The sequence below is a fragment of the Streptomyces cyslabdanicus genome (assembly GCF_052663305.1).
Map to the genome: position 1 here is coordinate 127913 of NZ_JBQRUW010000028.1, position 21659 is coordinate 149571.

Annotated in this window: 23 protein-coding genes and 1 riboswitch; of the genes, 11 read left to right on the plus strand and 12 right to left on the minus strand. The window is 71.7% G+C overall.

Annotated elements, in window-relative coordinates:
* Nucleotides 1–21: 21 nt before the first annotated feature.
* From ACTYVM_RS17690 to ACTYVM_RS17700, 3 genes are all read right to left on the minus strand, one after another.
* A complete protein-coding gene (locus tag ACTYVM_RS17690) occupies nucleotides 22–1164 on the minus strand; it encodes an NADH:flavin oxidoreductase (RefSeq protein ID WP_445526806.1) in 1143 nt (380 codons plus the stop codon).
* Nucleotides 1165–1309: 145 nt separating this feature from the next.
* Nucleotides 1310–1555: a hypothetical protein gene (locus tag ACTYVM_RS17695; RefSeq protein WP_445526807.1), complete on the minus strand. Its 246-nt coding sequence runs from the start codon at nucleotides 1553–1555 to the stop codon at nucleotides 1310–1312.
* Entirely contained in the window at nucleotides 1552–1800 is a 249-nt protein-coding gene (locus tag ACTYVM_RS17700) for a hypothetical protein (protein WP_445526808.1), read from the minus strand. The genes ACTYVM_RS17695 and ACTYVM_RS17700 overlap by 4 nt, the downstream gene beginning before the upstream one ends.
* 111 nt (nucleotides 1801–1911) lie before the next feature.
* On the opposite strand from ACTYVM_RS17700, the gene ACTYVM_RS17705 reads away from it, so the two are divergent.
* The 4 genes from ACTYVM_RS17705 to ACTYVM_RS17720 all read left to right on the plus strand — a co-directional run bounded on the left by ACTYVM_RS17705 (nucleotide 1912) and on the right by ACTYVM_RS17720 (nucleotide 4845).
* The gene (locus ACTYVM_RS17705) at nucleotides 1912–2757 is read left to right on the plus strand and encodes a helix-turn-helix domain-containing protein (protein WP_445526809.1); all 846 of its coding nucleotides are present in this window, start codon (nucleotides 1912–1914) and stop codon (nucleotides 2755–2757) included.
* Nucleotides 2735–3004 (plus strand): DUF397 domain-containing protein, encoded by a 270-nt coding sequence (locus ACTYVM_RS17710; protein ID WP_445526810.1) that lies wholly within the window; start codon nucleotides 2735–2737, stop codon nucleotides 3002–3004. The genes ACTYVM_RS17705 and ACTYVM_RS17710 overlap by 23 nt, the downstream gene beginning before the upstream one ends.
* A 222-nt stretch (nucleotides 3005–3226) precedes the next feature.
* Nucleotides 3227–4114: a hypothetical protein gene (locus ACTYVM_RS17715; protein ID WP_445526811.1), complete on the plus strand. Its 888-nt coding sequence runs from the start codon at nucleotides 3227–3229 to the stop codon at nucleotides 4112–4114.
* A gap of 59 nt (nucleotides 4115–4173) precedes the next feature.
* A complete protein-coding gene (locus ACTYVM_RS17720) occupies nucleotides 4174–4845 on the plus strand; it encodes a Uma2 family endonuclease (RefSeq protein ID WP_445526812.1) in 672 nt (223 codons plus the stop codon).
* A gap of 81 nt (nucleotides 4846–4926) precedes the next feature.
* On the opposite strand, the gene groL is transcribed toward ACTYVM_RS17720, so the two are convergent.
* The 4 genes from groL to thrC form a co-directional block, all read right to left on the minus strand.
* On the minus strand, nucleotides 4927–6549 hold the full coding sequence (groL, locus tag ACTYVM_RS17725) for a chaperonin GroEL (protein WP_445526813.1): 1623 nt from the start codon (nucleotides 6547–6549) through the stop codon (nucleotides 4927–4929).
* Between the two features lie 545 nt (nucleotides 6550–7094).
* On the minus strand, nucleotides 7095–7298 hold the full coding sequence (locus tag ACTYVM_RS17730) for a cold-shock protein (RefSeq protein ID WP_445526814.1): 204 nt from the start codon (nucleotides 7296–7298) through the stop codon (nucleotides 7095–7097).
* 430 nt (nucleotides 7299–7728) lie between these two features.
* Complete coding sequence (locus ACTYVM_RS17735; protein ID WP_400035495.1) at nucleotides 7729–8004, minus strand: MoaD/ThiS family protein; 276 nt, start codon at nucleotides 8002–8004, stop codon at nucleotides 7729–7731.
* A complete protein-coding gene (thrC, locus tag ACTYVM_RS17740) occupies nucleotides 8001–9284 on the minus strand; it encodes a threonine synthase (protein ID WP_445526815.1) in 1284 nt (427 codons plus the stop codon). The genes ACTYVM_RS17735 and thrC overlap by 4 nt, the downstream gene beginning before the upstream one ends.
* Nucleotides 9285–9302: 18 nt before the next feature.
* Nucleotides 9303–9471, minus strand: a riboswitch (SAM riboswitch).
* 156 nt (nucleotides 9472–9627) lie between these two features.
* Here thrC and ACTYVM_RS17745 point away from each other — a divergent pair.
* Nucleotides 9628–10599 (plus strand): glucosyl-3-phosphoglycerate synthase, encoded by a 972-nt coding sequence (locus ACTYVM_RS17745; RefSeq protein WP_445526816.1) that lies wholly within the window; start codon nucleotides 9628–9630, stop codon nucleotides 10597–10599.
* Nucleotides 10600–10682: 83 nt separating this feature from the next.
* Nucleotides 10683–12113: an alpha,alpha-trehalose-phosphate synthase (UDP-forming) gene (locus ACTYVM_RS17750; RefSeq protein ID WP_445526817.1), complete on the plus strand. Its 1431-nt coding sequence runs from the start codon at nucleotides 10683–10685 to the stop codon at nucleotides 12111–12113.
* Nucleotides 12114–12167: 54 nt separating this feature from the next.
* On the opposite strand, the gene otsB is transcribed toward ACTYVM_RS17750, so the two are convergent.
* A complete protein-coding gene (gene otsB / locus ACTYVM_RS17755; protein WP_445526818.1) occupies nucleotides 12168–13043 on the minus strand; it encodes a trehalose-phosphatase in 876 nt (291 codons plus the stop codon).
* Nucleotides 13044–13096: 53 nt separating this feature from the next.
* Nucleotides 13097–13351 carry a DUF3263 domain-containing protein gene (locus ACTYVM_RS17760; RefSeq protein WP_445526819.1) on the minus strand — a complete coding sequence of 85 codons (255 nt, stop codon included), beginning with the start codon at nucleotides 13349–13351 and terminating at the stop codon, nucleotides 13097–13099.
* Between the two features lie 149 nt (nucleotides 13352–13500).
* Here ACTYVM_RS17760 and ACTYVM_RS17765 point away from each other — a divergent pair, with 149 nt between their 5' ends.
* The 3 genes from ACTYVM_RS17765 (at nucleotide 13501) to ACTYVM_RS17775 (ending at nucleotide 16600) form a co-directional block, all read left to right on the plus strand.
* Nucleotides 13501–14397 (plus strand): ROK family protein, encoded by an 897-nt coding sequence (locus tag ACTYVM_RS17765; RefSeq protein ID WP_445526921.1) that lies wholly within the window; start codon nucleotides 13501–13503, stop codon nucleotides 14395–14397.
* 7 nt (nucleotides 14398–14404) lie between these two features.
* A complete protein-coding gene (gene nagA / locus ACTYVM_RS17770) occupies nucleotides 14405–15547 on the plus strand; it encodes an N-acetylglucosamine-6-phosphate deacetylase (RefSeq protein ID WP_445526820.1) in 1143 nt (380 codons plus the stop codon).
* A gap of 120 nt (nucleotides 15548–15667) precedes the next feature.
* On the plus strand, nucleotides 15668–16600 hold the full coding sequence (locus tag ACTYVM_RS17775; RefSeq protein ID WP_445526821.1) for a 1-phosphofructokinase family hexose kinase: 933 nt from the start codon (nucleotides 15668–15670) through the stop codon (nucleotides 16598–16600).
* 3 nt (nucleotides 16601–16603) lie between these two features.
* Here the strand turns inward: ACTYVM_RS17775 and ACTYVM_RS17780 are convergent, their stop codons facing one another.
* Together ACTYVM_RS17780 and cdgB are read right to left on the minus strand one after the other, a co-directional pair.
* On the minus strand, nucleotides 16604–17506 hold the full coding sequence (locus tag ACTYVM_RS17780) for a carbohydrate-binding protein (RefSeq protein WP_445526822.1): 903 nt from the start codon (nucleotides 17504–17506) through the stop codon (nucleotides 16604–16606).
* A 114-nt stretch (nucleotides 17507–17620) separates the two neighbouring features.
* A complete protein-coding gene (gene cdgB / locus ACTYVM_RS17785) occupies nucleotides 17621–19270 on the minus strand; it encodes a diguanylate cyclase CdgB (protein WP_445526823.1) in 1650 nt (549 codons plus the stop codon).
* Between the two features lie 454 nt (nucleotides 19271–19724).
* On the opposite strand from cdgB, the gene ACTYVM_RS17790 reads away from it, so the two are divergent.
* Nucleotides 19725–20243: a flavin reductase family protein gene (locus tag ACTYVM_RS17790; RefSeq protein WP_445526922.1), complete on the plus strand. Its 519-nt coding sequence runs from the start codon at nucleotides 19725–19727 to the stop codon at nucleotides 20241–20243.
* Nucleotides 20244–20321: 78 nt separating this feature from the next.
* Here the strand turns inward: ACTYVM_RS17790 and arfB are convergent, their stop codons facing one another.
* Nucleotides 20322–20759: an alternative ribosome rescue aminoacyl-tRNA hydrolase ArfB gene (gene arfB, locus ACTYVM_RS17795; protein WP_445526824.1), complete on the minus strand. Its 438-nt coding sequence runs from the start codon at nucleotides 20757–20759 to the stop codon at nucleotides 20322–20324.
* Between the two features lie 166 nt (nucleotides 20760–20925).
* Between arfB and ACTYVM_RS17800 the strand changes: the two genes are divergently transcribed.
* On the plus strand, nucleotides 20926–21501 hold the full coding sequence (locus tag ACTYVM_RS17800; RefSeq protein ID WP_445526825.1) for a TerD family protein: 576 nt from the start codon (nucleotides 20926–20928) through the stop codon (nucleotides 21499–21501).
* Nucleotides 21502–21659 lie beyond the last annotated feature (158 nt).

Genomic DNA, 21659 nt, shown 5'->3' on the forward strand with positions numbered 1-21659 from the left:
GGCTCAGCTCAGCCCCGCGGCTCAGCTCAGCGTCTTCAGCGCCTCCGCGTCGTACGGCTTCAGCTCGTCGAAGCGGCCGCCGAGGACCTTCGCCGCCCACTCGGGGTCCTGGAGCAGCGCGCGGCCCACGGCCACCAGGTCGAACTCGTCGCGCTCCAGCCGGTCCAGCAAGTTGTCGAGGCTGCCGACCGCCGCGCCCTCGCCCTGGAACGCCTTGATGAAGTCACCGTCCAGGCCGACCGAGCCGACGCTGATGACCTGCTTGCCGGTCAGCTTCTTCGTCCAGCCCGCCAGGTTGAGGTCCGAGCCCTCGAACTCCGGCAGCCAGTAGCGGCGCGTGGAGGCGTGGAAGACGTCGACACCGGCCGCCGCGAGCGGGGACAGGATCGCCTCCAGCTCCTCCGGCGTCTCGGCCAGCCGGGCGTCGTAGGCCCCCGACTTCCACTGGGAGTACCGGAAGACGACCGGGAACTCGGGCGAGACGGACGCGCGCACCGCGGCCACGATCTCCGCCGCGAACTTCGTACGGGCCACCGGATCGCCGCCGTAGGCGTCGGCGCGGCGGTTGGTACCGGCCCAGAGGAACTGGTCGAGCAGGTAGCCGTGGGCGCCGTGCAGCTCCACGCCGTCGAAGCCGATGCGCTCCGCGGCGCCGGCCGCCTCGGCGAACGCGCCGATGACGTCGTCCAGGTCGGCCCGGGTCATCGCCCTGCCGGTGCCCTCGGTGCCGTCGAGACGCAGCCCGGAGGGGCCGACCGCGGGCGCGTCCGGGAACGGCGCCTGCCCCTGCTCGCGGACCATGCCGATGTGCCACAGCTGCGGCACGATGGTGCCGCCCGCCGCGTGCACGGCGTCGGCGACCTTCGCCCAGCCCGCGAGCTGCTCCTCGCCGTGGAACCGCGGCACACGATCGCTCTGCCCGGCCGAGTCGTGCCCCACGTACGTGCCCTCGGTGACGATCAGCCCGACACCGGCGGCGGCACGGCGGGCGTAGTAAGACCGCACGTCCTCCCCCGGGACGCCACCCGGCGAGAACATCCGGGTCATCGGCGCCATCGCGATCCGGTTGGGGACGGTGAGCCCGTTGAGCGTGACGGGACGGGAGAGGATCTCGGCCGCGCGGGCGGCGTACTCGCCGGCGGGCTCGGAAGCGGTGACGGTCACGTGGGGGACTCCTCGACGTCATGGTCGGTACCGGACGGTGTGCGCACACGCGCGCATGCGCCGCGCGGCGCACTGGCCTCAACCGGCCCGCCCATCACGGCATTCCACCGCCGCCCCCGCCTGTGATCCGGAACACGCCCGGCCCTCACGACGGCCCGGACGGCCCCCGCAGGTGTGCGTGGCGTGCGTCCCGGTTCAGCCGCCGCACGCGCTCCCGCAGGATCTCGGCCGGATCGGCCTCCCCCAGCTCTCCGGCCGGACAGTCCCACTCGCGCCCGCCACCCACCGGCCGCAGCTGCACGTAGCCTCCCTCGCACCCCATGACCTCACCGATCCGCCCGTCCCGGCCGTCCACGGCGTACGCCCCGACCGCGGGCCCCTCCCCGCTCACGCGTCACCGCCCCGCACCCGCGCCCCCGCCCGCAGGGCGCCGGCCAGCCGCGAGGCCGCGTCCAGGTTGCAGCGGCCCAGGTCCACCAAGGCGTACGGGTCGCCGTGCCCGCCCGTCACCGGGTCGACCCGCAACGACGGCAGGACGACCCCCACGTCGTGCAGGACCGCGCGCAGCCGCTCCACCGCCTCCTCGGCCGTCCGTGCGGGCCGGTCACCCGCTGCCTTCCCGGTCGTCTCGTTCACGTCGATCCCTCCACGCTGAGTGTTCGCGTTCACCACACAGAGTGGTCATCAACGTCCTAACCTGCCAGGGACGGCGTTCAAACAACCGCTCCTGTGTGACAGGGAGTCGCCATGCCAGGACCGAAGGACCTCGACCCGTCCTCCTCACCCCGCGCCCTGCTGGGCGCCGAACTCCGCCACGCCCGCGAGAAGAAGGGCCTCAGCCAGGCCGAACTGGGCGAACCGCTCTTCGTCAGCGGCTCGTTCATCGGCCAACTGGAGGCGGGCACGCGGCGCCTGCACCTCGAATACGCCGTCCAGATAGACGAGATCCTCGACACGAACGGCTTCTTCACCCGCAACTGCGCGGCCCTCGCCAAGTCGAAGTACCCCGACCACTTCGCGGAGGCGGCGGAGGCGGAGGCAATGGCGACCGGGATCAGGCAATACGCGCAGCTCCTGATCCCGGGACTGTTGCAGACGAAGGCGTACGCGGAGGCCGTGTTCCGCGCGTACAGGCCGACAGCACCGGACACCGAGATCGACGAGCTGGTCACCGCCCGCCTCGAACGCGCGCACCTCCTCGACGATCCAACAACGCCGTTGTTGTGGGCAATCCTCGACGAGGCGGCGCTGCGGCGGGCGGTCGGCGGCAAGGCGGTGATGGCGGAGGCCCTGCGGCACGTGGCGGATCTGGCCCGCAGACACCGGATCATCGTGCAGGTGCTGCCGTTCGACGCCGGGGCACATGCGGCGATGGAGGGCTCTTTGAAACTCATGGAGTTCGACGAGGCACCGCCGCTCTCCTTCGTGGACGCACCAGACATGGGGAAGCTGCTGGACGACCCGGCCACGGTCGCCCGCCACACCCTGATGTTCAGCCTCCTCCAGGCCGCCGCACTCTCGCCTCAAGACTCCCTGGTCCTGCTGGAGTCGGTGGCGCAGGATTACGGGTATGGAGACGAACACCACCCGTGAGTACGACCTGAGTACGGCCACCTGGTTCAAGTCCAGCTACAGCGGCGGCCAGGGCGGCGACTGCCTGGAAGTCGCCCGCTGGCGCAAGTCGACGTACAGCGGCGGCAGCGGCGGCGACTGCCTGGAGGTCGCCGACGGCCACCCCGCCGTCGTCCCCGTCCGGGACTCCAAGAACGCGCTCGGCCCGAAGCTCGTGTTCCGGGCCGAGGCGTGGTCCGCGTTCGTGGAGAACGTGAAGCTCGGCTGACCCACGCCCGGCCCGAGGCTCAAGTGCCGAGCTTCGAGCCCTCTTTGCAAGGAATGGGCGGAGGGCCCAACCCGCCCTCCCACCCGCGTGTTGACTTGACGCGTCCGGCTTGCCACGCACAGTCACAAGGGTCTAGCGTGCCCGAATACCGAACAGCCCCCGCCAGGTGCACCAACACCTGCGGGGGCCTGACCAACAAGATCGAATACGAGGTTCGATCCCATGGCTGACGCCAAGCTTAGTCCTGCCTTCCCGCCCACGCACGGGTCCCCGCACCCGATGGCCAATCCGGGTTACGGAAAGCGCTCCGTGCCGGACCAACTCCCCCGCACCGCACACGACTTCACGGACCTGCCGCCCCGCGAGGCGGCCATCGCCGCGTTCATCGACCGCCTCCCCGAGGGCGCCGACATCTGTGTGAAGACGCTGGCCAAGACGCTCCCGTACGGCCAGTGCGCCCTGCGCACCGCCCTCAACAACCTCCAGCGGGCAGGCCACTTGCGCCGGGGCCGGGAACATCTCGTAGGAACGGGCAGCCGGCGCTGGATCACCCGAACGTGGTTCTCCCGTACCGCACGGGAGGACGCCTGGTGGGCCGCGTTCATGCGCGGCGACGTGCCGGAGGAGGCGGCGCCACCGGAGCGTGCCCGCCCCACCCGCTCCCGCGCCCACATCCTGCTCGCCGCCCTCGGCCGTACGACCCCGGCGCTCTCGCTCTCCGAGGCGGACTGCGCGCGGCTCGCGCCGCTGGTGGTGGAGTGGTTCGCGCGCGGGGCCACCGACGAGGCCGTGGTCGCCGCCCTGACCACCGGCCTGCCCACGCCGGTACACCATCCGGCGGCCCTGCTCCGCCGCCGCCTCACCGACAAGCTCCCGCCGAAACCGGAGCCGAAGTCCTCCCCACGCCCACCCCTGCGCGTCCTGGAGTGCGCGAAATGCCGCGCTCCGGGCCGCCCGGAGGCCCTGCCTGGCGGCCTGTGCGGCGCGTGCCGAGGTGAACGCTCCCCTGCCCGCCCCCATACGCCCCTGTCCGCTTCAGCGGTCCGAGTCCGCGCAGATGAGATCCGCGCTGCGATGTCCCTGCAGCAACGAGAAAGGACACCCGCATGACGGCTCCTACGGTCCGACGACACGACCCGCGGGCACGATGGAGGGGAGGAGGCGAAGCCATGACCCGCAGCACCGCCGAACGCCCGCAGATGCCCATCGAGGACTTCGAGGACCTGGCCGCCGCGGCCCCCGAGAACGTACGGCTCGAATTCGTCGACGGCCGGGTCCGCACCAGGGACCCGCTCAGCGTGGAGGATTTCGAGGAACTGGAGCGCCGCGCGCCGGAGACCGTCCGGCTTGAGTACGTCAACGGAAAACTAGAGGTCAAGGCAATGCCGGACGGCAATCACCGCGAGATCTTTGTCTGGCTCATGGTGCAGTGCATGCAGCACCGGCCCGACCTTGCCCTCTATCCCGAGTCCGGCATCAAGACCGAGGCGTACCGTGAAGGCCGCGCTCGGACGGATGGCGCTCTCGCACGGCGGGGCCACTTCGAGGGGCACGGCGAGTGGTCCGGGTCCGACGGCATCCTGATGACCGTCGAAATCACCTCCCACGACCGGGACACCGACCAGCGCGACCGCATCGACAAGCCTGTCGGCTATGCGGCAGCCGAAATTCCCGTCTATCTGCTGATCGACCGCGACAACAACACGATCAGGGTCTACAGCGAGCCCAAGGACGGCCGCTACCAGCAGTCCCCTTCCTATCCCTGGGGGACGACGGTCGAGCTCCCGCCCCCGGTGAGCATCACCCTGGACACCGAGCCGCTCAAGCGGTACGCCGACTGAAACGCCCGAGGGCGGCACCCCCTGTCGAACAGGGAGTGCCGCCCTCGGTACGTGTCGGACGGGTCCGATCCTCGGGGAGGATCAGAAGTCCATGTCACCGCCCGGCATGCCGCCGCCGGCCGGCGCGGCGGCCTTCTCCGGCTTGTCGGCGATGACGGCCTCGGTGGTGAGGAACAGCGCGGCGATGGAGGCGGCGTTCTGCAGCGCGGAACGGGTCACCTTCGCCGGGTCGATGATGCCCTCGGCGATCATGTCGACGTACTCGCCGGTGGCGGCGTTCAGACCGTGGCCGACGGTCAGGTTGCGCACCTTCTCCACGACGACGCCGCCTTCGAGACCACCGTTGACGGCGATCTGCTTCAGCGGGGCCTCCAGGGCCAGCTTCACGGCGTTGGCGCCGGTCGCCTCGTCACCCTCGAGCTCCAGCTTCTCGAAGACGCTGGTGGTCTGGAGCAGGGCCACGCCACCGCCGGCGACGATGCCCTCCTCGACGGCCGCCTTGGCGTTGCGCACGGCGTCCTCGATGCGGTGCTTGCGCTCCTTGAGCTCCACCTCGGTGGCGGCACCGGCCTTGATGACCGCGACGCCGCCGGCGAGCTTGGCCAGGCGCTCCTGGAGCTTCTCGCGGTCGTAGTCGGAGTCGCTGTTCTCGATCTCGGCGCGGATCTGGTTCACGCGGCCCGCGACCTGGTCGGTGGAGCCGGCACCGTCGACGATGGTGGTCTCGTCCTTGGTGATGACGACCTTGCGGGCGCGGCCCAGGAGGTCCAGGGTCGCGTTCTCCAGCTTGAGGCCGACCTCCTCGGAGATGACCTCGCCGCCCGTGAGGATGGCGATGTCGCCGAGCATGGCCTTGCGGCGGTCGCCGAAGCCCGGGGCCTTGACGGCGACGGACTTGAAGGTGCCGCGGATCTTGTTGACGACCAGGGTCGACAGGGCCTCGCCCTCGACGTCCTCGGCGATGATCAGCAGCGGCTTGCCCGACTGCATGACCTTCTCCAGGAGCGGGAGCAGGTCCTTGACCGAGGAGATCTTGGAGTTGGCGATGAGGATGTACGGGTCCTCGAGCGACGCCTCCATGCGCTCCATGTCGGTCGCGAAGTAGGCGGAGATGTAGCCCTTGTCGAAGCGCATGCCCTCGGTGAGCTCGAGCTCGAGACCGAAGGTCTGCGACTCCTCGACGGTGATGACGCCTTCCTTGCCGACCTTGTCCATGGCCTCGGCGATCAGCTCGCCGATCTGGGTGTCGGCGGCGGAGATGGAGGCGGTGGAGGCGATCTGCTCCTTGGTCTCGACCTCCTTGGCCTGGTCGAGCAGGGCGGCGGAGACGGCCTCGACGGCCTTCTCGATACCGCGCTTCAGGGCCATCGGGTTGGCACCGGCGGCGACGTTGCGCAGGCCTTCCTTGACCAGGGCCTGGGCGAGCACGGTCGCGGTGGTCGTACCGTCACCGGCGACGTCGTCCGTCTTCTTGGCGACTTCCTTGACCAGCTCGGCGCCGATCTTCTCGTACGGGTCCTCGAGCTCGATCTCCTTGGCGATGGAGACACCGTCGTTGGTGATCGTGGGGGCGCCCCACTTCTTCTCGAGGACGACGTTGCGGCCCTTGGGGCCGAGGGTCACCTTGACGGCGTCCGCGAGCTGGTTCATGCCGCGCTCGAGGCCTCGCCGCGCCTCCTCGTCGAACGCGATGATCTTGGCCATGTGAAGTGGTCCCTCCAGGACTGGGGGTGATTCCTTCGGACCGCGCCCGCGCCCGCGACGGACGGCTCGCCGACCAGTGGTTCCTTGCCCCACCCGGCCTGCGGGCCTCACCGACCCGGTCCTCGTTGTCACTCTCACCTTCAGAGTGCTAACGCCAATGATTAGCACTCGACCCCCTCGAGTGCAAGGTGCGCCCGCGAAGCGGGCTCGATGAGGGGTGGTGGTCGGGTGACGGGTGGGCGCAAGCGCCTTCGGGGCGGCGAGGGGACTCAGCCGGGCGCGAACACGGACACGGCGGGCCGCGGGAAGCGCGCGGCTGTGCCAACACGGGCGGGGCGGGCGAGGCAGGCCGCAGGAGCACGCGGCCGCGCGAACCCGACGGGGCGGCCACAGAAGCGCACGGTGCGCCGACTCGGGCGTGGCGCGCCGTGCGGCCGTGCGGGCGCACGGACGCGCGGCGCGCGGGCACGGCGAAGGGCCCGCACCCCGGCAGCGGAGGTGCGGGCCCTTCCGAAGAAGAACGTCGCTTGCGGTGGTCGCGCGATTCAGGCCGAGACGCGGACCATGTCGGCCTGCGGACCCTTCTGACCCTGCGAGATCTCGAACTCGACCCGCTGACCCTCTTCCAGCGAGCGGTAGCCGTCCATCTGGATCGCGCTGTAGTGGACGAAAACGTCCGCACCACCGTCGACCGCGATGAAGCCGTACCCCTTCTCCGCGTTGAACCACTTGACGGTGCCCTGAGCCATGCCCAACTCCCCTATTACTGGCCCTTGCACAGATCCACACTTCGCGGACCCGGGTCAGACCTCACCCCCCGTGGATCGGGGGCGTGCGCCGGAACGCGTCGACCGCGGCTGAATGTATCTGTCCAACTGCCGTCTGCAACAGGTCAATCGGACGAGAAATCTGGACGCACGCGGTCCGGAATATTGGAAGAATTCACGTGAACTCAGGGCAAGTCGGGCCTCATAAACAAGGCAAATGCCGCAAAAGGCTCGCAGAGTTTGGCTACTTCTTACCGGGTCCGCGGCAGGAATCCATGGCCCCGGATTCCGAGTTCGAGGGCGCGTTCCCCAACTCTACCGCGCTCAATCACACAGAATTGCCCCCTCCGCTTCTCTCACGGAAGGGGCAACTCGGTGAACTCTGCGTGACCGCAATGACCGAAGGTGATGATCAGCCGCCGGCCACCGCCGGGATGATCGAGACGCCCGCGCCGTCCGGGGTGGCCGTCTCGAGCCCCTGCTCGAACCGGACGTCGTCGTCGTTGACGTAGACGTTGACGAAGCGGCGCAGCTTGCCCTGGTCGTCCAGGACCCGTGCGGCGATGCCCGTGTGGTTCTTCTCCAGGTCCGAGATGACGTCGGCCAGGGTCGCGCCCTCGGCGTCCACCTCGGCCCGGCCGCCGGTGTAGGTGCGCAGGATGGTGGGGATGCGAACGGTCACGCTCATGCCAGGCCAGCCTCTCGGAAGGAGTCCAGGGTCGGACGGATCGTCGCGGTCAGGCCGGTACCGGCCACCGCGTCCAGCGTCTTCAGTCCGTCGCCGGTGTTGAGGACAACGGTGGTCTTCGTCGGGTCGAGGACGCCGTTCTCGACCAGCTTCTTCGTGACGCCGACCGTCACCCCGCCCGCGGTCTCGGCGAAGATGCCCTCGGTCCGCGCCAGCAGCCTGATCGCGTCGACGATCTGCTCGTCGGTCACGTCCTCCACCGCGCCGCCGGTGCGGCGCGCGATGTCCAGGACGTACGGGCCGTCGGCCGGGTTGCCGATGGCCAGGGACTTGGCGATCGTGTCCGGCTTCTGCGGGCGCACGACGTCGTGTCCTGCCTTGAAGGCGGTGGACACCGGCGAGCAGCCCTCGGCCTGGGCGCCGAAGATCTTGTACGGCCTGTCCTCGACCAGCCCGAGCTCGATCAGCTCCCGCAGCCCCTTGTCGATCTTGGTGAGCTGGGAGCCGGACGCGATCGGCACGACGATCTGGTCCGGCAGCCGCCAGCCGAGCTGCTCGCAGATCTCGTACGCCAGCGTCTTGGAGCCCTCGGCGTAGTACGGCCGCAGGTTGACGTTGACGAAGCCCCAGCCCTCGCCGGCCGGATCGCCGATCAGTTCGGAGCAGAAGCGGTTGACGTCGTCGTAGTTGCCCTCGATGCCGACGAGTTCGCCGCCGTAGACCGCGGCCATCACGATCTTGCCCTGCTCCAGGTCGTGCGGGATGAACACGCACGAGCGCAGTCCGGCGCGGGCGGCCGCGGCGCCGACGGCGCCGGCCAGGTTGCCGGTCGAGGAGCAGGAGAGCGTGGTGTAGCCGAAGGCGCGGGCCGCTTCCAGCGCCTGGGCGACCACGCGGTCCTTGAAGGAGTGCGTCGGGTTGCCGGAGTCGTCCTTCACGTACAGCCCGCCGGTCACCCCCAGTTCGCGGGCGAGGCGGTCGGCCCGGACGAGCTTGGTCCAGCCCGGGTTCAGGTTCGGCTTGCCTGCGACGTCCGCGGGGACGGGCAGCAGCGGCGCGTAGCGCCAGATGTTCGCGGGGCCCGCTTCGATCCTCTTGCGCAACTCCTCGGCGTCGTGGGCCGAGAAGTCGTAGGCGATCTCCAGCGGGCCGAAACACTCCTCGCAGGCGAAGACCGGGCCGAGCGGGACGCGGTGGCCGCACTCGCGGCAGCTCAGCGCGGCGGCGGGGCCGAGGTCTACGGTGGAGTCGGTGCTGCTTGCGACGGTCTGCACAGCCATGTGAGGCGAGGCCCTTTCTCCTCATCTTCCTCACGACGCATCTCGCCGTGAGACGGATTTGGCACCTTCCCTAGCCGGGAGCCTCGCGAAGACGATCCGCTGTGCGCGCACAGCGGTGTCACGAGAACCGGCTGGAGGGTTGCCGGGGCTTCATCGGGCCGTGTCCCTCTGCCCCTCTGGATGAGCGGTATGCGGTTGTGACGCGGAGGCGACCCCCGGCATGGGATGGTCGTCCGCGTTGTTCAGACTGTAACGGAAGGCCACAAGGGTGGAGACGGTCGTCCGAAGCGCGAGACGACTCTGCGGGACGACACCGTGAGACAGCAGTGAGGAGCCGCCGACCGTGCTGGAAGAAGTCGAGCGCTGGCTGGCCAGCCGCTCCTGGTCCGTGGCCGACCGGCCGCTCCACCAGGTCCTGGCGGCCAAGCAGCGCACCGGTCAGTCGGTCTCCGTGGTGCTGCCCGCGCTGAACGAGGAGGCGACGGTCGGCGACATCGTCTCGGTGATCCGCCGCGACCTCGTGGAACGGGCACCGCTCGTCGACGAGATCGTCGTCGTCGACTCGGGCTCCACCGACCGCACCTCCGAGGTGGCCGCCGCCGCGGGCGCCCGGGTGGTGCACCGCGACGAGATCCTGCCCCGCCTGCCGGCCGTGCCGGGCAAGGGCGAGGTCCTGTGGCGCTCCCTGCTCGTCACCCGCGGGGACGTCATCTGCTTCGTCGACGCCGATCTGCGCGAGTTCTCCTCCGACTTCGTCACCGGCATCGTCGGCCCGCTGCTCACCGAACGCGACGTCGACCTCGTCAAGGCGATGTACGACCGCCCCTTCACCGTGCCCGGCCAGGACGCCTCCGCCTCGGCCGCGGCCGGGCAGGGCGGGCGGGTCACCGAGCTGGTGGCACGCCCGCTGCTCAACCTGCACTGGCCGCAGCTGGCCGGCTTCGTGCAGCCGCTCGGCGGCGAGTACGCGGCCCGCCGCTCCCTGCTCGAACAGCTGCCCTTCCCGGTCGGCTACGGCGTCGAACTGGGCATGCTGGTCGACGCGCTGCACCTGGTGGGTCTGGACGCGCTCGCCCAGGTCGACGTCGGGGTGCGCAGGCACCGGCACCAGGACGGGCAGGCGCTCGGCCGGATGGCCGCCGCGATCTACCGCACCGCCCAGCTGCGCCTGGCCCGGGGCCACCTCGTGCGCCCCCGGCTCACCCAGTTCGAGCGCGGCGAGAACGGCTTCGAGCCGCGGACGTACCGCGTGGACACCGAGGAGCGTCCGCCGATGGCCGAGATCGCGGAGTACGCGGCCCGGCGGGTGGCGTGAAACACCGGCCTCGCCCGCATTCCGGCGGCTACGAAGCGGAACCGTACGTTTGAGTGTTTCGGGGCCGGGCTAGGTTGAGGCGTATGGCTTCTACGCACGGTGCCGAGGTACTGGTCGCGTCCAACCGCGGCCCGGTTTCGTACAGGGTGCGCGAGGACGGCTCGCTCCACTCCCGGCGCGGAGGCGGGGGGCTGGTGTCCGGGCTCTCCGCGATCGGCCCGGAGGCGGGCGCGGTGTGGGTGTGCGCGGCGCTGAGCGACGCCGACCGGGAGGCGGCTCGCCGCTTCGAGGGCGAGCGCCGGCTGCCCTCGGAGGCGACCGGTGGGCAGCGGGTGCGGATGCTCGACATCGACGCGAAGGTCTTCTCCGACGCCTACAACGGCATCGCCAACTCGGTGCTGTGGTTCGTCCACCACATGCTGTACCAGACCCCGTTGGAGCCGGTCTTCGACGCGGAGTTCCGCCGCCGCTGGACGTCCTACGAGGCCTACAACCTGGCCTTCGCCGAGGCGCTGGCTCAGGAGGCCGCCGAAGGGGCGGCCGTGGTGGTCCAGGACTACCACCTGGCGCTCGTGCCGGGGATGCTGCGCGATTTCCGGCCGGATGTGCGCATCGGGCACTTCTCGCACACGCCGTGGGCGCCCGCGGACTACTTCCGGATCCTCCCCGACGACATCGCCGAGCAGGTGCTGCGCGGGATGCTGGGCGCGGACCGGCTGGGCTTCCTCACCCAGCGGTGGGCGGACGCGTTCACCGGGTGCTGCGACGCGCTCGTCGGCGGGCTCGGGGGCACCCGGATCGGGGTGCACGGGCTGGGCGCGGACGGGGAGTTCCTGCGGGAGCGGTCGCACCGGGCCGACGTCGAGGAGCGGATGGCGGCGCTGCGCGAGGAGATCGGCGCCGGTCCGGACGGGAGCCCGCGCCGGACGATCGTGCGGGTGGACCGGACCGAGCTGTCCAAGAACATCGTGCGGGGGCTGTACGCGTACCGGGAGCTGCTTCAGGAGCGCCCGGAGTGGCGCGAGCGGGTGGTGCACGTGGCGTTCGCCTACCCCTCGCGGCAGGACCTCGCGGTGTACCGGGAGTACACGGAGCAGGTGCGGCGGGTGGCCGAGGAGATCAACGCGCGGTACGGGACGCCCGGCTGGACCCCGGTCCTGCTCCACGTGGAGGACGACTTCGCGCGGTCGCTCGCGGCGTACCGGATCGCCGACGTGGCGCTGGTCAACCCCATCCGGGACGGGATGAACCTGGTCGCCAAGGAGGTGCCGGTCGTCTCCGACGCGGGGTGCGCCCTGGTGCTGTCGCGGGAGGCGGGGGCGTACGCGGAGCTGGGCGAGGACGCGGTCGTCGTCCATCCGTACGACGTGGTGGGCACGGCCGGGGCCCTGCACCGGGCGCTGAGCATGCCGGGCCCCGAGCGGGCGGAGCGGACGAAGCGGCTGGCCGCCGCCGCGACCGCACTGCCGCCCGCTCAGTGGTTCCTGGACCAGCTGAAGGCGCTGGGCGGCTGACCGACCGAGCGGACGGGCGGACAGTCGGACGGGCGGACAGTCGAGCCGGGCGAGCTAGGCGAGGTGGTCCGCCAGGTTCCGCAGCAGGGCCACCACCCCGGCCGGGCCGTCCACCACCAGGTCGGCCCGCTCCGACACCGCCATGACCTCCGTGCTGCCGCTGCAGACCACGACGCCCGGGACTCCGTCCGCGCGGAGTTCGTCGACCGCGGCGAAGGCGGGGAGGTCGCCCAGGTCGTCGCCGGCGTACAGGACCGACGTGGCGCCCAGGTCGCGGGCGCAGTCCAGGAGGGCGACGCCCTTGTCCATGCCCGCGGGGCGCAGTTCGAGGACCATGCGGCCGGGCTCGACGATCAGCCCGTGGCGGGCGGCCAGGTCGGCGAGGGGCTCGCGCAGCGCCTCGAACGCGGCCTGCGGGTCGTCGGCGCGGCGGGTGTGGACGGCGACCGAGCGGCCCTTCTCCTCGATCCAGGTGCCGTGCCAGGCGCCGATCCGGTCGAGCAGGCCGGGCAGTTCGGCGCGGGCCGCGGCGACGCCGGGGGGCGGGGGCGGGGCGGTGAGAGTGCCCGTGGCGGCGTCCCAGCGCTCGGCGCCGTAGTGGCCGAGGACGACCAGGTGTTCCAGGCCGGGCACGCCCGCGAAACCGCCGTGGCGCACCGCGACACCGGGCGGGCGGCCGGTGACCACCGCGACGGCGGCCACCTTCGGGGCGAGCGCGGAGAGCGCGGGCACGGCGTCCGGGTGGGCGCGGGCCTGGTCGGGGTCGGGGACGATCGGGGCGAGCGTCCCGTCGAAGTCGAGCGCGATCAGCGCCTGCCGGGGCCGCGCGAGGATCGCGGCGAGCCCGTCCCGGCCCGCCCGGGTGAGGGGCGTCGGCAGGGAGGAGACGGGGGCGGTCGAGTCGGTGGCGTGACTGTCCTGGCTTCCCATGGGGCGAACCTATCCCTCGCCGGCCGCGAGCACTCCTCGGTTCCGGACGGGTCTCACCGCTCGGCGCGCCGGGCCTCGCGCACCCGGCGCAGCCGGTTCACGGTGACCGGGTCGTGGGCGAGGGCGCGGGTGTCGTCGAGGAGGGCGTTGAGGAGCTGGTAGTAGCGCACGGGAGACAGGTCGAGCTCCTCCCGTATCGCCCGCTCCTTCGCCCCGGGCCCGCCGAAACCGCGCCGCTCCAGAGCAAGGATCCCCCGCTCCCTGCGCCCGAGCCGCTGTTCCTGGTCGTCGTCCATGTCGTCGCCCATACCGGGCACGGTAGCCTCCGCCGCCGACAGCGTCACCAAGTGGACACAATTGGTCTGCACCAAGTAAGTGGACTAGACCTCTCCCGGTCGGACGGTCCACACTGTTCCACGTGAAACACGTCATCGCCCTCGATGTGGGCGGCACCGGGATGAAGGCCGCCCTGGTCGCCGCCGACGGCTCCCTGCTGCACCGGGCCCGCCGGGCGACCGGCCGTGAGCGTGGACCGGAGGCCGTCGTCGAGGGCATCCTCGACTTCGCCGCCGAGTTGCGCGCGCACGGTGCCCGGCACCTCGGGCAGGAGGCGGCCGCGGCCGGCGTCGCCGTCCCCGGCATCGTCGACGAGGAGCGGGGCGTCGCCGCCTACGCGGCCAACCTGGGCTGGCGCGACGTGCCCCTGCGCGATCTGCTCGCCGAGCGGCTCGGCGTCCCCGTGGCCCTGGGCCACGACGTGCGCACCGGCGGGCTCGCCGAGGGCCGGATCGGGGCGGGCAAGGGCGCCGACCGGTTCTTCTTCGTGCCGCTGGGCACCGGGATCGCCGGTGCCATCGGCATCGACGGCCGGGTGGAGGCGGGCGCGCACGGCTTCGCGGGCGAGATCGGCCACATCGTCGTACGCCCCGGTGGCCTGGCCTGTCCGTGCGGGCAGCGCGGCTGCCTGGAGCGGTTCGCCTCCGCGTCGGCGGTCAGCCAGGCGTGGGCCGAGGCGTGCGGGGACCCGGACGCGGACGCGGCGGACTGCGCCAAGGCCGTGGAGTCCGGGGACGCGCGGGCCCGCGCGGTCTGGCAGGAGGCGGTCGACGCACTCGCCGACGGGCTGGTCACCGCGCTCACCCTGCTGAACCCGCGCACGCTGATCATCGGCGGCGGGCTCGCCGAGGCGGGCGAGACGCTGTTCGCGCCGCTGCGCGAGGCGGTCCGGCGGCGCGTCACCTTCCAGAAGCTGCCGTCGATCGTCCCCGCGGCCCTGGGGGACACCGCCGGCTGCCTGGGCGCGGGCCTCCTGGCCTGGGACCTGCTCAACACTTCTACGACTTTCCGGAGGTAGCCATCCGATGGCCCCCAGCAAGGTTCTGACCGGAGCCCGGGTGGTGTTGCCCACCGGGATCGTGGACGGCGGCCGTGTGATCGTCGACGGCACGCGGATCGCCGACAACGCCCGGGAGGACGCCGAGACCCTCGACGTACGCGGGCACTGGCTGGTCCCCGGCTTCGTCGACATCCACAACCACGGCGGAGGCGGCGCCTCCTTCTCCGGCACGGCCGACGACGTGCTGACCGCCGTCCGCACCCACCGGGAGCACGGCACCACCACCCTGGTCGCCTCGACCGTCACCAACGACATGGGCCTCCTCGTCAAGCAGGCAGGGCTGCTGTCGGAACTCGCTGAGCAGGGCGAGATCGCGGGCATCCACTTCGAGGGGCCGTTCATCTCGCCCTGCCGCAAGGGAGCCCACTCCGAGGAACTGCTGCGCGACCCCGACCCCGCGGATGTGCGCAAGCTCGTCGACGCCGCCCGCGGCCGGGCCAGGATGGTCACCCTCGCCACCGAGCTGCCCGGCGGCCTGGACTCCGTACGGCTGCTCACCGAGCACGGCGTGATCGCGGCGATCGGGCACACGGACGCGACGTACGAGCAGACGGTGGAGGCGATCGACGCCGGAGCCACCGTCGCCACCCACCTGTTCAACGCGATGCCGCCACTGGGCCACCGAGCCCCCGGCCCGATCCCGGCCCTGCTGGAGGACGAGCGGGTCACCGTCGAGCTGATCAACGACGGTGTGCACCTGCACCCCGCCGCCCTGGAGCTGGCGTTCCACCACGCGGGCGCGGACCGGGTCGCGTTCATCACCGACGCCATGGACGCCGCCGGGATCGGCGACGGCCGCTATCTGCTCGGCCCGCTCCAGGTCGAGGTCGACGGCGGAGTGGCGCGGCTGGTGGAGGGCGGCTCGATCGCGGGCTCGACCCTGACCCTGGACCGGGCGTTCCGGCGGGCGGTGACGGTCGACCGGCTGCCGGTCACGGACGTGGTGGCCGCGCTGTGCGCCAATCCGGCCCGGCTGCTCGGGCTGGACGACCGGGTGGGCTCCCTGGAACCCGGCAAGGACGCCGACCTCGTCCTGCTCGACGACGACTTCGCGCTGAAGGGCGTGATGCGGCGGGGCGCCTGGGTGGTTGAGCCCCAACTGGGCTGATCCGTCCGCCCGTCCGGCCGCGGGAACCGGTCCGGGGGTGGGCGGTGGGCCGCGCGTTTGGCATGATCGAGTCTCCAAAACGTCGCGGCGGACGCGCTTACTCGGGGGAGGTCGGCCCAGGTGATCCTCACGGTCACACTGAACACCGCGCTCGATCTCACCTACCGGGTGCCGTCCCTGCGCCCGCACACCTCCCACCGGGTGACCGAGGTGACGGAGCGGCCCGGCGGCAAGGGCGTCAACGTGGCCCGCGTGCTGGCGGCCCTCGGCCACGAGGTGACGGTCACCGGCTTCGCGGGCGGGGCCACCGGGCGCGAGCTGCGGGATCGGCTCGCGTCCCAGGCGCCGGGCGTGGTCGACGCGCTGGTCCCGGTGGCCGGCGCGACCCGGCGCACGATAGCCGTGGTGGACCAGCGCACCGGTGACACCACCCAGCTCAACGAGCCCGGCCCGGTCGTCACCCCGGCCGAGTGGTCCGCCTTCCAGGGCGTCTACGAGGGCCTGCTCGGCTCGGTGTCGGCGGTGGCGCTGTGCGGCAGCCTGCCGCCCGGGCTGCCGGTGGGCGCGTACGCCGGTCTGATACGGACGGCGCGGGCGGCCGGGGTCCCCGTCCTGCTGGACACCAGCGGCGAGGCCCTGCGGCGGGGGGTGGCGGCCCGCCCCGACGTCGTCAAGCCGAACGCGGACGAGCTTGCCGAGCTCACCGGCTCCCACGAGCCGCTGCGCGCCACCCAGGACGCCCGCCGCCGCGGTGCCCGCGCGGTGGTCGCCTCCCTGGGTGCGGAGGGCCTGCTCGCGCACACCTCCGACGGCCTGTGGCGGGCCGCTCCGCCGTCCCGCGTCCGGGGCAACCCGACCGGCGCGGGCGACTCAGCCGTGGCGGGCCTGCTGTCCGGCCTCGTGGAACGCCTGCCCTGGCCGGACCGCCTGGCCCGCGCGGTCGCCCTGTCCACGGCGACGGTCCTGTCCCCGGTGGCCGGCGAGTTCGACCACGCGGCCTACGAGGAACTGCTGGGCCGGGTGGCGGTGACGGGGGAGGCCAGCGCGGCGTGAGCGTCAGCCCGACTTGACCCAGCCCTTGGCCAGCCACAACTGGTCGAGGTTCGCATCACACTGGTTGCCCTGCTCGCACGAGATCTTGATGGTGTTCATGCCCTTGTTGAGCTGGATCCAGTTGTAGGTCTTCGTCCAGCCCTTCTCGTAGTCGCCCTCGGGCGCGCCCGCCCAGTTCTTCAGATTGATGTTGGACGTGTTGCCGTTGACCGTCAGAGTGGCGGTGCCGTCCCTGCCCGGGACGTCGTAACCGATGAAGACGGTGTACTTGCCGTCCTCGGGGATGCCGTCGACGGTCCAGGTGGCCGAGGCGCCGACGTTGTTGAAGTTCGTCACATAGACGCCGCCGGCAGCCTGGGCGCCCTTGATGCCCGAGGCTTTGGTGGCGCCGCCGTCCAGTTGCAGCACCTCGGCGTCGGTCTTCGGCAACTCGCCGTCACTCGGTGCGTTGCTGCTCGCCGACGGGCTCGGCTCGGTGCTCTGCGTGGCCGTCGGGGGCGTACCGCCGGCCTGGTTGTCGTCCTTCTTGCCCGAGTCGCCGTTGATCATCGCCACGCCGATGCCGATGACGACCGCGGCGACCACCGCGACGGCGCCGATCAGCAGGCCCTTGGTGTTCGGGCCGCGGCCGCGGCCGCCACCACCCTGGGGCTGCTGCCGCGGCGGAGCTCCGCCGGGGAGGGTCTCGGGTGCGGCGTACTGGGCGCTCGGCTGGCCGTACGCGCCTTGCTGCTGTGGGACCTGGCCGTACTGCCGCTGACCGACCGTGCGGACCCGGTTGACCGCGTTCGGGTAGCCGTATCCGCCCGAGGGCGGCTGGGCTCCGTTGGCCTGGCCGTCGGCGTACAGATAGCCGAACGGGTCGTCGTCCTCGGGCGTGCTCGCGCCGCTGTTGCCGGGCGTCATCCCTAGGTACTCCTCAACAAGGTGCGGGGGCGGTACGTCGTGAGATAGGCGAGCCTACCCGCTCCGCGGGGCCCGAACGGGTGACTCATGCCGCACAGGTCGGCCGACCTGCGATCATCCGGCTCGACGATGTTGTTTGGGACGAGATCGTTTCTCGACGTACATCCGCTCGTCGGCTGATTTCAACACTTCGTCCGCCGTCATTCCGCAGTGTGCCCACCCGATGCCGAAGCTCGCCCCGACCCGGACCGCCCGGCCCTCGGCGCGGATCGGCTGGATGATCTCGTTGCGCAGCCGTACGGCGAGGTCCTGGGCGTCGGCCCGGCCGAGGCCGTCGGCGAGGATCACGAACTCGTCGCCGCCGAGGCGGGCCACGGTGTCGCCGTCGCGCACGCCGTTGCTCAGCCGCCGGGCCACCTCGATGAGCACCGCGTCGCCCGCGTTGTGCCCGAACCGGTCGTTGATCGACTTGAAGCCGTCGAGATCGCAGAAGAGGACCGCGAGCCCCTTGGTGCCGTCGTCGTGGTCGCCCTCGGGGGCGACGGTGTGCACGTGGTGGTCGTAGGCGTCGTAGGCCTGGGTGTCCGACCGGAAGTCGAAGCCGTGGTCGTAGCCGGGGTGGCCGTAGGCCGTGTCCTGCGACTCGGTGTCGCCGGCGTGCTCGGCCTGGGGCCGCCGGCACAGCCGGGCGGACAGGCGGGCACGCAGCTCGGCGGAGTTCGGCAGACCGGTGAGGGAGTCGTGGGAGGCGCGGTGGGCGAGCTGGAGCTCGCGGCGCTTGCGCTCCTCTATGTCCTCGACGTGGGTGAGCAGGAAGCGGGGCCCGTCGGCGGCGTCCGCGACGACGGAGTTGCGCAGCGACACCCAGACGTAGGAGCCGTCGCGGCGGCCCAGCCGCAGCTCCGCCCGGCCGCCCTCCGCCGAGGTCCGCAGCAGGGTGCCTATGTCCTCGGGGTGGACGAGGTCGGAGAAGGAGTAGCGGCGCATGGCGGCGGCGGGGCGGCCGAGCAGCCGGCACAGGGCGTCGTTGGTGCGCAGGATCCGGCCGTGCTGGTCGCCGCCCATCTCGGCGATGGCCATGCCGGAGGGCGCGTACTCGAAGGCCTGGCGGAAACTCTCCTCGCTGGCGCGCAGGGCCTGCTGCTCGCGCTCCAGGCGGACAAGGGCGCGCTGCATGTTGGAGCGCAGCCGGGCGTTGCTGATCGCGATGGCCGCCTGGAAGGCGTACATCTGGAGGGCCTCGCGACCCCAGGCGCCGGGCCGGCGGCCGTTGCGCGGGCGGTCCACCGAGATCACGCCGAGCAGCTCGCCGGAGGAGCCGCCGGACCCGCCGGGGGCGTCCATGGGCGCGAAGAGCCGGTCGGAGGGGTGCCATTCGTCCTCGAAGCGCGGCGCGGGCCCGTCGGTGTACCACGTCGGGACGTCGTCGTCGTCGAGGACCCAGCCCTCGGTGTGGGGGATGAAGACCAGGCCGCCCCACTGCTCGCCCATGGCCAGCCGCCGGTCCCAGGACTCCCGGGGGCCGACGCGGCCGGTGATGATCGCCTCCGCGGCGGCGTTGCCGGCGAAGGCGGCCACCACGAGGTCGCCGTCGGGGCGCACGAGGTTGACGCAGGCCAGCTCGTAGCCGAGGCCGTTCACGACGCCGTCGGCGACGGTCTGCAGCGTGTCGGCCAGGCTCCTCGCGGTGTTCATGTCCGCCATGACCTGGTGCAGTTGCCGCAGGGACGCCAGGCGGACGTACGGTTCCGAGTCGGTCTCCATGCTCGCCCTCCCCCCGAGACCTCGCCAGCGAATCAAGGGTGCTGTTCGGCGTGTCGTCTGCGCAATCTCAGCCACTGAATCACAGCGCGGAGCCCACTCGGTACACAGGGTCAACAATTCACTGCCCTTGTGACTCAAGTCACAGATGAACGTGAACAATTGAGTGCGGTTTCTGTCTTTTTCCCGTGCGTTTGGTGAACGCGGGCGTCACGACTGTAGGGACATGATGCACGACACACTCCCCCCGCACTCCCCCGCCACATCCCCCACACTCGTCCGCTGGTCCTAGGTCCGGCTTCGGGCGGAGGCCCGATGCGGCGGCCGCGAACCGGTGGTTAGCGTTCCGTGTGTGTTGAACCCATCCGCCGTGCCGCCCGTCCCCGCCCCCACCGCCTCCGCCGGGCTCCCGGCTCCGCTCGGGCAGCGGGGAGCCCCGCCCGGGCATGCTGAGGGGGTGACCAACGAGGAGTTCCGTGCCGCGATGTCCAGGCTGGCCGCCGGTGTGGTCCTGGTGACCGCGCAGGAGCCGCCGCTCGACCCGGACGACCCGGAGGCGCCGAGCGGCGAGGACGCGGGCATGACAGCCACGGCGTTCATGTCGGTGTCCCTGGACCCGCCGCTGGCCCTGGTCAGCCTGCGCGCGGGCTCCCGCATGGACGACCTGCTCGCCGAGCAGCCGCTGTGGGCGGTCTCGGTCCTCACCGACAGCCAGCACACCGTCGCGGGCCGCTTCGCCATGAAGGGCCGGGTCAGCGACCGCCTGCTGTTCCGGGACCTCCCCCACACCCGCGGCGAGGTCTCCGGCGCCCCGCTGCTGACCGATTCCCTGGCCACCCTGGAGCTGCGCACCGAGCAGCGGGTGGCGGCCGGCGACCACACCCTGGTCATCGGCCGGGTGCTGACGGCCCGCCTGCCCGGCACGCACGGCGAACCGCTGATGTACTACCGCGGCCGCTACCGCCGCCTGGGCTGACGCCCCGCCCTCGCGGCACACCGCCGCTCGGCGCTCCGGGGTCCCGCCGGCCAGCCGCCGACCGGCCGCCGTCGGCCGCTATCCCCAGTCCTTCCCGGAGCGCCCCCGCTTGGTGTCCGAGCGCTGCTTCTTCTCGCGCAGCCGCCGCTCGTTGATGCCTCGCGGCACCCGGGTGGGCCTGCGTGGCCTGGGCGGGGGCGCGGTCGCCTCGGCGAGGAGAGCGGCCAGACGCACGGCGGCGGCCTCGCGGTTGCGCCACTGGGAACGGTGCTCGGAGGCGCGCACGCTGATGACGCCGTCGACGAGCCGGTCCGCGAGGCGCTCCAGCGCGCGCTGCTTCCACACCTCGGGCAGCGCCTCGGTGTTGGCGAGGTCGAAGCGCAACTCCACCTGGGAGTCCGTGGTGTTGACATGCTGGCCGCCGGGCCCGGAGGACCGCGAGAAGCGCCAGGCCAGTTCGGCCTCGGGGAGCGCGACGGAGCCGCGGATGAGATGGGGACCGGACATGTCGTCCATGTTCCCCTTCCCAGCCGCTTCACGTCATCATGTTTTCGCCGCGGGCGTGTTCGATCGGGGTGGGTAAAAAAGGTAAAGGGACGCGGAACCCGGAGGACCCCCCTCGGCGTTCCTATGGGTGGCGATAGCTTCGTCCGCAACGCAACGAGGGAAGGGACTCCCGACAATGGCTGTAAGCCTGTCCAAGGGTGGCAACGTCTCGCTCACCAAGGAGGCACCGGGCCTGACCGCCGTCACCGTGGGCCTCGGCTGGGACGTCCGCACCACCACCGGCACCGACTTCGACCTGGACGCCTCCGCGATCGCGGTCAACGCGCAGGGCAAGGTCTACTCGGACCAGCACTTCGTCTTCTTCAACAACAAGCAGACCCCGGACAACACCATCGTCCACACCGGCGACAACCTCACCGGCGAGGGCGACGGCGACGACGAGGCGATCAACGTCAACCTCGGCGGGCTCCCCGCCGACGTCGACAAGGTCGTCTTCCCGGTCTCCATCTACGACGCCGAGAACCGCGGCCAGAACTTCGGGCAGGTCCGCAACGCCTACATCCGCATCGTCAACCAGGCCGGCGGTGCCGAGATCGCCCGCTACGACCTGTCGGAGGACGCGGCCACCGAGACCGCCATGGTCTTCGGCGAGCTGTACCGCAACGGCGCGGAGTGGAAGTTCCGCGCCGTGGGCCAGGGCTACGCCTCGGGCCTGGTCGGCATCGCCCAGGACTTCGGCGTCAACGTCTGACGACCCCCGGTCCACCGTCCGAGCCCCGGCCCGCCCAGAGGACGGGGCTCGGGCGGGGCTCGGGCGCTGCCCCGATCGACTCCCCCCGGCCGCCCTCCACCCCGCCACCCGAGGCATCCGGAGCGCCCGGGCCACCGCCGCTCCGGGCCACCGACGCT

Excerpts from the sequence above, each read along its gene's own strand:
- cdgB (WP_445526823.1), bottom strand. The coding sequence starts at position 19,270 with ATGGAGACCGACTCGGAACCGTACGTCCGCCTGGCGTCCCTGCGGCAA.
- ACTYVM_RS17780 (WP_445526822.1), bottom strand. The coding sequence starts at position 17,506 with ATGACGCCCGGCAACAGCGGCGCGAGCACGCCCGAGGACGACGACCCG.
- arfB (WP_445526824.1), bottom strand. The coding sequence starts at position 20,759 with ATGGACGACATGTCCGGTCCCCATCTCATCCGCGGCTCCGTCGCGCTC.
- ACTYVM_RS17760 (WP_445526819.1), bottom strand. The coding sequence starts at position 13,351 with ATGGGCGACGACATGGACGACGACCAGGAACAGCGGCTCGGGCGCAGG.
- otsB (WP_445526818.1), bottom strand. The coding sequence starts at position 13,043 with ATGGGAAGCCAGGACAGTCACGCCACCGACTCGACCGCCCCCGTCTCC.
- ACTYVM_RS17705 (WP_445526809.1), top strand. The coding sequence starts at position 1,912 with ATGCCAGGACCGAAGGACCTCGACCCGTCCTCCTCACCCCGCGCCCTG.
- ACTYVM_RS17715 (WP_445526811.1), top strand. The coding sequence starts at position 3,227 with ATGGCTGACGCCAAGCTTAGTCCTGCCTTCCCGCCCACGCACGGGTCC.
- groL (WP_445526813.1), bottom strand. The coding sequence starts at position 6,549 with ATGGCCAAGATCATCGCGTTCGACGAGGAGGCGCGGCGAGGCCTCGAG.
- ACTYVM_RS17800 (WP_445526825.1), top strand. The coding sequence starts at position 20,926 with ATGGCTGTAAGCCTGTCCAAGGGTGGCAACGTCTCGCTCACCAAGGAG.
- ACTYVM_RS17750 (WP_445526817.1), top strand. The coding sequence starts at position 10,683 with ATGGCTTCTACGCACGGTGCCGAGGTACTGGTCGCGTCCAACCGCGGC.
- ACTYVM_RS17735 (WP_400035495.1), bottom strand. The coding sequence starts at position 8,004 with ATGAGCGTGACCGTTCGCATCCCCACCATCCTGCGCACCTACACCGGC.
- thrC (WP_445526815.1), bottom strand. The coding sequence starts at position 9,284 with ATGGCTGTGCAGACCGTCGCAAGCAGCACCGACTCCACCGTAGACCTC.
- ACTYVM_RS17765 (WP_445526921.1), top strand. The coding sequence starts at position 13,501 with ATGAAGGCCGCCCTGGTCGCCGCCGACGGCTCCCTGCTGCACCGGGCC.
- nagA (WP_445526820.1), top strand. The coding sequence starts at position 14,405 with ATGGCCCCCAGCAAGGTTCTGACCGGAGCCCGGGTGGTGTTGCCCACC.
- ACTYVM_RS17720 (WP_445526812.1), top strand. The coding sequence starts at position 4,174 with ATGACCCGCAGCACCGCCGAACGCCCGCAGATGCCCATCGAGGACTTC.
- ACTYVM_RS17730 (WP_445526814.1), bottom strand. The coding sequence starts at position 7,298 with ATGGCTCAGGGCACCGTCAAGTGGTTCAACGCGGAGAAGGGGTACGGC.
- ACTYVM_RS17710 (WP_445526810.1), top strand. The coding sequence starts at position 2,735 with ATGGAGACGAACACCACCCGTGAGTACGACCTGAGTACGGCCACCTGG.